The 12405-nt window shown below is 35.2% G+C and carries 8 protein-coding genes, 1 tRNA gene and 1 pseudogene; 3 read left to right on the top strand and 7 right to left on the bottom strand.

Annotated features, from left to right (window positions below):
* From AC061C_RS12355 to rimP, 4 genes and pseudogenes are all read right to left on the bottom strand, one after another.
* Positions 1 to 460: pseudogene (locus tag AC061C_RS12355) on the bottom strand (hypothetical protein); the annotation flags it as partial.
* 142 nt (positions 461 to 602) lie between these two features.
* Positions 603 to 3488 (bottom strand): translation initiation factor IF-2, encoded by a 2886-nt coding sequence (gene infB, locus AC061C_RS12350; protein ID WP_417944760.1) that lies wholly within the window; start codon positions 3486 to 3488, stop codon positions 603 to 605.
* 113 nt (positions 3489 to 3601) lie between these two features.
* The gene (gene nusA, locus AC061C_RS12345) at positions 3602 to 4855 is read right to left on the bottom strand and encodes a transcription termination factor NusA (RefSeq protein WP_417944761.1); all 1254 of its coding nucleotides are present in this window, start codon (positions 4853 to 4855) and stop codon (positions 3602 to 3604) included.
* A gap of 13 nt (positions 4856 to 4868) precedes the next feature.
* Positions 4869 to 5333 (bottom strand): ribosome assembly cofactor RimP, encoded by a 465-nt coding sequence (gene rimP / locus AC061C_RS12340; protein WP_417983878.1) that lies wholly within the window; start codon positions 5331 to 5333, stop codon positions 4869 to 4871.
* Between the two features lie 173 nt (positions 5334 to 5506).
* Between rimP and AC061C_RS12335 the strand changes: the two genes are divergently transcribed.
* Positions 5507 to 6331: a universal stress protein gene (locus AC061C_RS12335; protein WP_478291418.1), complete on the top strand. Its 825-nt coding sequence runs from the start codon at positions 5507 to 5509 to the stop codon at positions 6329 to 6331.
* Between the two features lie 128 nt (positions 6332 to 6459).
* Here the strand turns inward: AC061C_RS12335 and AC061C_RS12330 are convergent.
* A tRNA-Gln gene (locus AC061C_RS12330) sits at positions 6460 to 6530 on the bottom strand.
* 238 nt (positions 6531 to 6768) lie between these two features.
* Here AC061C_RS12330 and AC061C_RS12325 point away from each other — a divergent pair.
* Positions 6769 to 10050 carry a glycosyltransferase family 117 protein gene (locus tag AC061C_RS12325; protein ID WP_478291417.1) on the top strand — a complete coding sequence of 1094 codons (3282 nt, stop codon included), beginning with the start codon at positions 6769 to 6771 and terminating at the stop codon, positions 10048 to 10050.
* Between the two features lie 80 nt (positions 10051 to 10130).
* Positions 10131 to 10778 (top strand): polysaccharide deacetylase family protein, encoded by a 648-nt coding sequence (locus tag AC061C_RS12320; protein WP_478291416.1) that lies wholly within the window; start codon positions 10131 to 10133, stop codon positions 10776 to 10778.
* Positions 10779 to 10787: 9 nt separating this feature from the next.
* Here the strand turns inward: AC061C_RS12320 and AC061C_RS12315 are convergent, their stop codons facing one another.
* Both AC061C_RS12315 and AC061C_RS12310 read right to left on the bottom strand, forming a co-directional pair.
* Entirely contained in the window at positions 10788 to 11084 is a 297-nt protein-coding gene (locus tag AC061C_RS12315) for a thioredoxin family protein (RefSeq protein ID WP_309759141.1), read from the bottom strand.
* A 73-nt stretch (positions 11085 to 11157) separates the two neighbouring features.
* Positions 11158 to 12393 (bottom strand): metallophosphoesterase, encoded by a 1236-nt coding sequence (locus AC061C_RS12310; RefSeq protein WP_478291415.1) that lies wholly within the window; start codon positions 12391 to 12393, stop codon positions 11158 to 11160.
* Positions 12394 to 12405 lie beyond the last annotated feature (12 nt).

The following is a 12405-nucleotide window of genomic DNA, read 5'->3' as shown; positions in this document are numbered from 1 at the left end:
CGTGGTCAAGAGTACTTCCTAAATCATGATCATTATCATATACCCCATGTTGTAATTGATTACCATTTACAACAACAGTTTTTGCTTTATTAGTATAGGCTCCAGTATCATTATCAGGCTTTCCCTTTTCATCAACCATGTTTTGAACTCCATAATAACCTTTATATCCTCTTAACATAGCTTGATCTGCTATCACTTTAGAAACAGCTACTCTAGTTCCTCTTTGATTATAATCAAGCCTTGAAAGTGGATATGAATTATCTCCAATTCTTACTAATGGTATTTTACTTTCACCTTTTTGTTCTTGAAATCTACCATAGGCATTATAATAACGCTCAAGCCCTTCTAATTCACCACTATCAATTACCCTATTCTCACTAAAAGCATAAACAGAATTATGAGGATATTCTCTAAACAAGGGGTCAACCGCAAAAAACCTCCCCACCCTCGGGTCATGCATCCTAAAAGTATAATTCAAAGAATTCCCTTCGCCTTTCAAATTGTTGTCCATCTCTTGTCCTTGGAAGCCATACCTATATCAGTATAACTAAAATACAAAAAATCCCGACGAATCGGGATTTTAATTATTAACATATTGAATTCTATTTCAATTTCTTTTTAACTGCTACTTCATGGTACGATTCAATAACATCTCTTTCTTCGATGTCGTTGTACCCTTTTACTTGAATACCACAATCATATCCTTTCGCTACATCTTTAACATCGTCTTTAAAACGTTTCAATGCCAGTAAATCTCCTGTAAATACTACGACACCTTCTCTGATGATTCTCATCTTAGCGCTACGTACAATTTTACCATCCATTACCATACAACCTGCAATAGAACCTACTTTAGAGATTTTGAATATCTCTCTAATCTCAGCAGTTCCTAGAATTTCTTCTTTCATTTCAGGAGCTAACATTCCTTCCATTGCATCTTTCAAGTCATCGATTGCTGCATAAATAATAGAGTAGTAACGGATATCAATTTCTTCTTTATCTGCTAATTGTCGTGCATTTCCAGCAGGACGAACATTAAATCCGATGATAATTGCATCTGAAGCAGAAGCTAACATTACGTCAGTTTCTGTAATCGCTCCAACACCTTTATGGATAATATTGATTTGAATTTCTTCAGTAGATAATTTAGAGAACGAATCAGACAGTGCTTCAACAGAACCATCCACGTCACCCTTAAGGATTATGTTCAATTCTTTAAATTGACCCAAAGCAATTCTACGTCCAATTTCATCTAATGTAATGTGACGCTGTGTACGTACGGATTGTTCACGCATTAATTGAGAACGTTTTGAAGCAATTTGTTTCGCTTCTTTTTCATCTTCAAAAATATTGAATTTATCACCCGCAGTTGCTGCTCCATCAAGACCAAGTACTGAAACCGGAGTTGAAGGACCCGCAACAGTAACTATATTCCCTCTTTCATCATGCATGGCTTTAATTTTACCATGGTGCTTACCAGCCAACATATAATCACCAACTCGTAACGTTCCGTGCTGTACTAATATGGTAGAAACATATCCTTTTCCTTTGTCCAAGAATGCTTCAACAACGGTTCCTTGTGCCGCTTTGTTTGGATTTGATTTTAGATCTAAAAGTTCTGCTTCAAGCAATACTTTTTCTAATAATTCTTTCACGCCTGTTCCTACTTTCGCAGAAATGTCATGTGATTGAATTTTTCCACCCCAATCCTCAACAAGTAAATTCATACCTGCTAATCTTTCTTTTACTTTTTCTGGATTCGCATTTGGCTTATCAATTTTATTGATTGCAAATATAATTGGAACACCAGCTGCTTGAGCATGGCTAATAGCCTCTTTTGTTTGCGGCATGATATCATCATCCGCTGCAATTACAATAATAGCAATATCCGTAACTTGAGCACCACGCGCACGCATCGCAGTAAACGCTTCGTGACCAGGTGTATCTAAAAATGCAATTTTTTGACCGTTATCTAAGGTTACTCCGTAGGCACCAATATGTTGGGTAATTCCTCCAGATTCCCCAGCAATTACGTTTTCTTTACGAATGTAATCCAGTAACGATGTTTTACCGTGATCGACGTGACCCATTACCGTTACAATTGGCGCTCTGAAAACTAAGTCTTCTTCTTTATCTTCAACAACCTGAATTGCTTCTTCGATATCAACAGTGATAAACTCAACTTCGTAGCCAAATTCATCGGCAACAATAGTCAATGTTTCTGCGTCAAGACGCTGGTTCATGGTAACCATGATTCCAAGTGACATACACGTACCAATAACTTTAGTAATTGGCACATCCATCATAATGGCAATTTCACCTACAGTAACAAACTCCGTAACCTTTATAGTTTTACTTCCTTCGTCAATAGCTCTTTGCTCATCATCAGATTTCTGACGGTGCGTATCTCTTTTATCTCTTCTATATTTAGCAGCTTTAGATTTACCACCTTTACCTTGTAGTTTCTCTAAAGTCTCTCTAATTTGGTTTTTAACTTCCTCTTCTGTTGGCTCAACTTTAGCAACAATAGCGGGTCTGTTTCCTTTAACGAAACCTGGCCTAGCACTTCTGTTAGCATTAAAACCTCCACCTCCAGTATTTGGCGTAATCTTATTAGGATTTGGCGCACCTGGAACACCAGGAGTTGCCGGCGGTCTTGGAGCACCCGGCTTAGGAACAATCCTTTTACGCTTATTTTTATTGGCATTAGCTGCCGCTGATCCTGGAGCACCCGGTTTATTCGGAGTGATTTTCGGTTCTTCTTTTTTCTTTTTAGGTTTATTAAATTGAGATAAATCAATTATCTGACCCGTTAAAGTAGTTCCCGATAGTTTTTGATATTGCGTTGTGATGGTTTCATCGACAGGAGCTTCATCAACTTTAACTGCCTCGGTTTTTTCAATTACTTTCGGTTCAGCAACTGCTTCTTTTGGAGCCTCTAATTTTACCTCTTTTATACCAGTAATGGGTTTTACCTCTTTTTTATCTGAAATTGGTTTCTCAGGTGACGGTTTCTCAGCTATCGGTTTCTCAGGTAAAACTTCCTTTGCAGGCGCTTTTACCTCAGGTACATTTGCAATTGGAGCGACTACTTTTTCAGGAGTAACGACTGCTGGTTTTTTCGGATTGAGATCAATCTTACCAACTTGTACTGGGCCTGCTATAACTGCTCTAGCTTTTATAACCTCTTGTTGTTTTACGCGCTCTTCTTCGATCTTACGTTTATCGTCGATTTCCTTCTCTCGTTCTAAACGCAAAGCTTCTTTTTCTTTTCTCTTCTCTTCTCCTACTTCTTTAGAAGCTTCTTTATTCCCTTTGTCACCAGCAAACTGACCGCACAAGACATTGTATACATCATCAGAAATTTTTGCGTTCGGATTTGCTTCCATAGCAATCCCCTTATCTTTCAGATAATCCACAGCTCTTTCTAAAGAAATATTCAATTCCCTCAAAACTTTGTTTATTCTAATAATTCTCTCTTCAGACATAAAACCTTTTTATTATTACCTTTTTTGTTATTCCTCACTTTACTCCCAACTCGATACCTACCGAGAAAGAATTCATTGTAAAGTGGCATGTTTATCGTTGAAGATGTATTTGACTAACTGTCAAATTCTTCTTTCAATATTCTCATTACATCTAGAATTGTTTCCTCTTCTAGGTCTGTTCTTCTTACTAAATCTTCTACGTCTTGTTTCAAAATACTTTTTGCAGTATCCAAACCAATTTTTGCAAATTCTTCGATAACCCAATCTTCAATTTCATCTGAAAACTCAGTCAATTCAACATCATCCTCGTCTGCCGTAGCACCTGCAACATCACCTTCACGAATAACGTCAAGCTCATAACCTGTCAACAAACCTGCTAATTTAATGTTGTGTCCACCACGACCAATTGCTTTAGAAACTTCTTCCAATTTCAAGAAAACTTCAGCTCTTTTAGTCTCTTCATTTATTTTAATAGAAGAAACTTTTGCAGGACTTAACGCTCTTGTGATAAACAACTGAATATTACTTGTGAAATTGATTACGTCAATGTTCTCATTTCCTAATTCGCGAACGATTCCATGAATACGAGATCCTTTCATACCGACACAAGCTCCTACAGGATCAATCCTATCGTCATAAGAATCAACAGCTACTTTTGCTTTTTCGCCAGGTATTCTTACCACTTTTTTAACCATAATCAAACCGTCAAACACTTCTGGAATTTCTTGTTCAAATAATTTTTCTAAAAACTTCTCAGAAGTTCTAGACATGATTATCTGCGGTTTATTTCCTTTCAATTCAACGCTTTCAATGATACCTCTTACATTATCTCCTTTGCGGAAAAAGTCAGAAGGTATTTGTTTTTCTTTTGGCAAAATAATCTCATTCCCTTCATCATCAACCAAAATAACAACTCTTGGACGCACATGGTGCACTTCAGCAGTGTAAATATCACCTATTAAATCTTTAAATTGCTTGTAAAGATTCGTATTATCATGCTCATGTATTTTTGAAATTAAATTCTGACGCAAGGCTAAAATCGCTCTTCTGCCTAAATCAATTAACTTCACTTCTTCGGAAACTTCTTCACCAATTTCAAAATCAGGCTCTATTTTTCTAGCTTCTGTCAATGTAATTTCAAGATGATCAAAATCCAAGTCTTCATCAGCAACGATTACTCTTCTCTGCCAAATCTCCATATCACCTTTATCAGGATTTATGATGATGTCAAAATTATCATCTGAACCGTATTTTTTTTTCAATGCATTTCTAAATACATCTTCTAAAATTGCCATAAGCGTTACACGATCAATGAGTTTGTCATCTTTAAACTCTGAGAATGAATCGATTAATGCTAAATTTTCCATGCGAATTCTTTAATTAAAATGTTACTGTAACAATTGCTTCTTTTATATCTACGTAAGGCAATGTTAGCTCTTTTTGAACTGTTTCCTTCCCTTTTCCTAACTTCTTAGGTTCTCTTGCTTTCCACGACAAAATTACAAAATCATCATTAGCATTTACTAATTCTGCTTCAATAATTTCCGTAGAAGTCTTCACTATCAGTGTTCGACCTATATTTTTCTTGTATTGTCTGGTTAATTTTAATGGAGATCCCACACCTACCGAAGCGACTTCTAGAGAATAATCTTGTTCCTCTCTATCTAGGTTACTATCCATGAATTTGCTCACATCGATACAGTCTTGCAACGCAACTCCGTTATCACCGTCTAGCGTCACAATAACCTTGAAAGCATCAGTGATGATAAGGTCTATCAAAAAAATCGATGGCTTTTCTAACAAGCCTTCTGTCAACAATGTAGTTACTTTTTCTTTAAATGTCATATTTTTATAAAAAGAGGGGACATTTAGTCCCCTCATTATCTAGATTTTAATAAATAACGGTGCAAAGATAGTGTTTTTTTATAAACTAAAATAATCAGTTGACGTAAAATAATTGCTTATCTTTATTGTACGATTAGAATAAGAGTTTTCACCCCATTTTAAACTTTAAAGCTATGAAACGAATTTTAGTACCGACCGATTTTTCTGCTTTTGCCGAAAACGCATTACAAGTTGCCGCTTCCATTGCAAAAAAAAATAATTGTGAACTATTTTTGCTGCATTTATTAGAATTGCCGCATCAAATGAATGACGCCGTAACTGAAGGGAGAAGCATTCCCGAGGTAATGTTATTTATTCAAAAAGCAAATGAAAAACTTGAAAAAATAAAAGGGCAGCCCTATTTAGATGGGATTTCTGTTCACGCATCCATTCAATTTGAAAGAGCTTTTAGTGGTATTTTATCCTTTAATAAAAAAAATGAAATTGATTTAATTGTCATGGGTTCACATGGAACATCGGGCATTGAAGAAATGGTTATTGGATCAAATACTGAAAAAATAGTACGCCTCTCCGAAATCCCGGTTCTCGTGATCAAAAAAAACAATCCAAACTTTACCTTCAACAATTTTGTTTTTGCCTCTGATTTTTCGGACGAAACTAAGAAACCTTTCCAAAAAATGGTCGAATTTTCCCAAATGTTTAATGCCAATCTGTTTTTAGTAACGATTTGCACGCCCAATAGCTTTAAAACCACCAAGGAAGCCGAGGGCATCATGAAAAAATTCATCAAAGGCTTTGAAATCAAAAATTATACTGCTCATATTTATAATGATGTCAACATAGAAAATGGAATTATCAATTTTACCAACAGCATTAATGCCGATTTAATAGGCCTTTGCACACATGGACGAACTGGACTTGCTCACTTTTTTAACGGAAGCATCAGTGAGGACCTCGTTAACCATACCATTAAACCAGTCATTACTTTCAAAATCTAGTACGTTCAAAATAAAACCTCATCTCGTTAAAATTCACACATTCTATCACAATAGCATTCTAAAGCTATACATTATGAAATCATTGAATTTATTCCATAAAAAAACCCCTCAAAATGAGGGGTTTTACGTTGGTCTACTAGGACTCGAACCTAGAAAGACTGCACCAAAAACAGTTGTGTTACCATTACACCATAGACCAGCATTGCTGCTAAGCGAGTGCAAATTTAAAATAAATTTTAGTTTGTACAAATTTATTTTGCCTTTTTATGAAAAAAAAATTGCCAAAATTTCAAAACAACTTCAAATGAACACAAAACCTCTTTACAATCAATGCGTTATTAAAATGTACTACTTTTCTAGAAAATAATGTTAATGGTATGCCCGTTCAACAAAAAAACATTTTCTTTGTAACTCAAAATTAAATTAAATTTAAGTACATGGATAAAGCAGCATTCAATTTCAATAAGTGGAATACAATTATTGGTTGGCTTACATTTGGAATCGCATTATTAACATACACTTTAACTGTTGAACCCACTATGAGTTTTTGGGATTGCGGGGAATACATTGCCACTGCAGCAAAATTAGAAGTAGGTCACCCTCCAGGAGCGCCCTTATACCAGATGATTGGCGCTTTTTTTGCCATGTTTGCTTCCGACAATACAAAAATTGCCTTGATGGTCAATATGATGTCAGTCTTTTCCAGTGCCTTTGCCATTCTATTTTTATTTTGGTCTTCATCAATCATCTTAAGAAAATTAGTTTCTCGATTTTCAGAATTGAATAAAAATAATGATGTTGTTATTCTTGGGAGTTCCTTCGTAGGAGCACTAGCCTATACTTTTTCGGATAGCTTTTGGTATAATGCCGTTGAAGCCGAAGTATATGCCATGGCCTCCTTATTTATTGCCTTGTTATTTTGGTTAGGTTTACGCTGGGAACAAGACATGGACAAACCAAGAGGTAACAAATGGTTGTTAATTATCTCACTGGTTGTTGGACTTTCTTTTGGGGTTCACTTCATGGCTTTATTAACAATTCCTGCAATAGGTTTTCTTTACTTTTTCAAAAATTATAAAGTAGTTACACTTAAAAATTTTATTATTGCTAATATCGTAGTGATTGCTGTATTACTATTTATTTTCAAATTGCTTTTGCCTCTTACTATGGGATTCTTTGGTAAAACCGAAGTTTTTATGGTAAATAGTCTTGGGCTACCATTTGACTCAGGAAGTATCTTTGTTACCGTATTGCTCATTGCGTTGTTTTATTTTGGTTTGCAATACACTAACAAAAAAGGGCTTGCAACCTACAATACCTTAATCTTGTGTGTTCTTTTTATCCTGATTGGTTTTTCGACTTGGATGATGTTACCTATTCGTGCTAATGCTAATACCGTTATCAACGAAAACAAACCTTCTGATGCTGCTGAAGTTCTAGCCTATTATAACAGAGAACAATACGGTGTAAATCCTCTATTTTACGGACCGCAATATACTGAAGCTTTTGCTGGTTTAGACAAGGAAAAACCCTATCTAGACAAAGCGCCCAATTATGAACGTGATTATAAAACTGGGAAGTATATCATTACCAATAATTTTAAAAATGCAGATCAAAATACGGATAACAACCAGAAAACGATTTTACCAAGGATGTGGAGCGGTGATCATATTGAAAACTATATGAATTTTACCAATCCACCAGAGTTTAAATTGAATCCTGATTATCCATACGAAGATGATTTAGCTAAATACGGTATTGATCCAAGTCAATTAAGTGAGGAAGATTACAACAAAGCCATTGCGCAGCTGAGAAATGAAACTGAAAAAATTATTACCGAATTCAGACAAGCGTATGCTCAAAAACAAATTGATAATGAAGGTTATGTAACCTTCTTAAAAAGCTATGGTGATTATTTATTAGTTGAAAAACCTAGCACTATTGACAACCTAGGATTTATGGTTGAGTACCAATTTGGTTACATGTATTGGAGGTATTTGATGTGGAATTTTGTTGGAAGACAAAATGACATTCAGGGAAAATACGATTATCTGGACGGAAACTGGCTCAGTGGTATCACTTTTATAGATGAATTACATTTGGGAAGTCAAGACAACCTTCCTTCGGATGTGATCAACAATAAAGGACGAAATGTCTATTTCTTTTTACCTTTTATTTTGGGATTAATTGGTTTAATGTATCATGCCAATAAAGACTTGAAAAGCTTTTACGTTTTACTTGCTTTGTTCCTTTTTACGGGAATAGCACTGAAAATCTATCTTAACGAGAGACCTTTCGAACCAAGAGAAAGAGATTATGCTTTGGTAGGATCCTTCTACGTCTTTGCTATCTGGATTGGTTTTGGAGTATATGCTTTATATGAGAGCGCTACAAAATATCTGGCTCCAAAACTAGCAGGCCCGTTACTTATAGCATCCTGTTTACTAGCAGCGCCAGTACTTATGGCATCTCAAAACTGGGATGATCACGATCGATCTGGAAAATACACTGCAGTTGCAATGGCAAAAGCCTATTTAGAATCTTGTGATCCAAATGCCATTTTATTCACCATTGGTGATAATGATACCTTCCCACTCTGGTACGCACAAGAAATTGAAGGCGTAAGAACAGATGTTAAAATCGTAAATACAAGTTTGTTCATGACCGATTGGTATATTGATCAAATGAAAACAAAAACCTATGAATCAGATCCATTGCCCATCTCCTTTACACATGATCAATATGTGGGTGACAAGCTGGATTATGTAGCTCATATTCCAAAAGTAGAAAGCCGTTGGGACATCAAGGATTTGATTGCTTTTATCAAAAATCCAAAATCAACAGTAGACATGCAAAATGGTCAAACCATCCATTTTTACCCAACAAATAAGATCAGAATTCCTGTTGATAAAAATACAATTATTAAAAACAAAGTCGTTAATCCAAAAGATAATGACTCGATTGTTCCATACATTGACCTAGACATTAAAGGCAATGCCTTATACAAAAACAGGTTAATGATGCTTGATATTGTAGCTAATAATAACTGGAAAAGACCAATCTATTTTAGCGGTGGAGCTTTTGATAGCGAGGACTATCTCTGGATGAAAGAATACCTTCAACTTGAAGGAATGGTTTACAAACTAGTTCCGATAAGAACAATTTTAACAAAAGACGCAAGCCCACTTGACATGGGACAAATAGATGCGGATAAAATGTATGCCAAAGTAATGAAATGGGATTGGGGCAATAGCGAAAGCCCTAACATATACCATGATCCTGAAACAAGAAAGAACAGTGTTAACTACCGTTCATATCTCTCAAGGTTAATGAACCAATTGATATTAGAAGGTAAAAAGGATAAAGCAAAAAACATCATCAATCTGGCAATGACAAAAATGCCAGTAGAATATTTTGACTATTATTCTTTAGTAGAGCCGTTTGCCGGTGGCTATTACAAAATTGATGAGCCATTAAAAGCACAACAATTACTAGACAAATTGATCCTGAAGTACAGAGAAAACCTGAATTATTATGGTAAACTTGCCCCTTCAGAACAAACTAGTATTGCAATTCCTATCATTACAGATATTGAACGCTACCGAAGTCTGCTGACGGTTATGAAAGAGAATGGCGATTTAAATTTTTACAATAAAAACCGAATCATTTTCAATACGTACATCAAAATGTTTGAACGTTTTGGAAGAGATAGAGAATAATTGAAACTGAAAAACTCCAATTAGAAAAAATAGCGATGTTGAAAAATGTCGCTATTTTTTTTATATTAAAAAAAAAAAAAATGAAATTCTACTGGGTCAAAACGAGTTGGATTGTTAAAAAAATTTTCTCTCATTATACTTGGGATGTTTCCAATGTAGAAAAAGATAAAACCATCTACCTCACCTTTGATGACGGACCTATTCCTGAAATCACTCCATGGGTTTTAAAGGAATTAAAAAAACACCAAGTACACGCCACTTTTTTTTGCATTGGAAACAACATTGAAAAAAATCCTAAAATATTTCAAACCATTATTAGCGAAGGTCACACAATAGGAAACCACACCTACAACCATTTGAACGGGTGGAAAACCACAACAGCATCGTATCTTGCTAATGTTGCATTATGTGAAGAAGCAATTCAAAAAAACAGCAATTATAGTCTAAAAGCAAGCCTTTTTCGCCCTCCATACGGAAAAATAAAAGCCGCTCAATCAAGAAGATTAAGAGCAATGGGTTACACAATAATTATGTGGGATGTTTTGAGTGCTGATTTTGATGCAAATGTTTCGCAGGAACAATGTCTGGCAAACGTATTGTCAAATATAAGACCAGGAAGCATACTTGTTTTTCATGATAGCTTAAAAGCTTTCAAAAACTTAGAATATGCGCTTCCTAAAACTTTAATTTATTTAAAAGAAAACAACTTTACTTGTGGAGTATTGTAAGCAATAAAATTACAATTGTTCTTGAACGATATTAATAATCGTATTGGCGTCTAATTCACCAGATTGTCTCCAGATCATTTGACCTTGTTTGTAAATCATCAACGTAGGTAAGCCCTTGATGCGTAAAGCATCGGCTAATTCCTGATTCTTGTCTACATCAATCTTTATTACTTTTGCTTTATCGCCAAGAGCGGCTGCTACATCTCTAATTACAGGATGCATTAAAACTGAAGGTTCGTTCCATTCTGTGTAAAAGTCTATTAACACAGGTACTTGAGTATTTATAAGTTCTCCAAATTTTGACATAAAACCAAAAATTTAATTTTTTAAATTCACTAAAAAGAGCTGTATATAGTACAAATGTAGCATTTAAAACGAATTATGCCACACTATCGCCTTTTTTTAGTTCGATGACCGTTATTTCGGGCATGATTCCTACTCTCCCGGGATAGGCGTGAAATCCAAAGCCTCTGTTTACGTAAACGTATCTGCCCATATTTTCATACAATCCTGCCCATTGTTTGTACACATATTGAGCCAAACTCCACTTGAAATATCCAGGTATTTCTATGCCAAACTGCATTCCGTGCGTATGACCGGAAAGCGTGAGATGAAAATTTTTATCGTGATCCTTCACTTCATGTTCCCAGTGCGAGGGATCATGGCTCATCAAAATTTTAAAATCTTTTTGACTTAGCCCTTCAGAAGCTTTATTAATGTCGCCTGCTTTTTTAAAGTTATTCCCCCAATTCTCGACACCAACTAATGCAATTTTTTCAGTTCCCTTTTCTATAAAAGTATGTTCGTTCAACATTAACTTAAAACCTATTTGACCGTACAAATCTTTAATAGCTTTGAAATTATTTTCTTTGGCAGCCTCAGAAGGCCAAGTGACGTACTCTCCATAATCATGGTTCCCCAAAACAGAAAACTTTCCATATTCGTGTTTATTAATCCCATTGAAGGCTTCTATCCAAGGGTGCATTTCTTTGGCATCTGTATTTACGATGTCGCCAGTAAACAACATCAAATCAGAGTTTTGTTCGTTTACTAAGTCAATTGCATACTTAATTTTCTCTGGATTATCAAAACTTCCGCTGTGTAAATCTGAGATTTGAGTGATGGTAAAACCATCAAATGCCTCTGGTAAATCTGGAAAGAAAATGCGTTGCTTTATGACCTTATAATTGTATTTACCCACGGTGATCCCATAAATCAAAGATAAAAAAGGTACCGCGGCAATCCCCAATCCAATTTGACTAACAAATTTTCTTCTCGATTTAAGAAAATCGGTAGAATTATCATAATCCACAAAATAATTGACAGCTCCAGCTCCAACTCTAAAAATATCTTCACCCATTAATATGAAGGTCAAGATTAACTTTGGCACATAAACAATCAGCAACAAACCCATAGTAAACATTGTTTGTTGCGTTTGTCCAACGCTACGATCAAATTGCATCAAGGCATACACAATGTACACTAAAACCAAGATGCTTACTAACTCAATCGAAATTAATACTGGTTTAGATTTTATTAAAGTTTTTAATACCTGAAAAGTATAGAGTTCAATTACGAGTAGAATTGAACATAAGAGTACGATACGAAAGATCATTAAAATTAATTT

The sequence above is a fragment of the Flavobacterium sp. GNP010 genome, from assembly GCF_056428945.1.
This window is presented reverse-complemented; position numbering and strand designations above follow the sequence as displayed.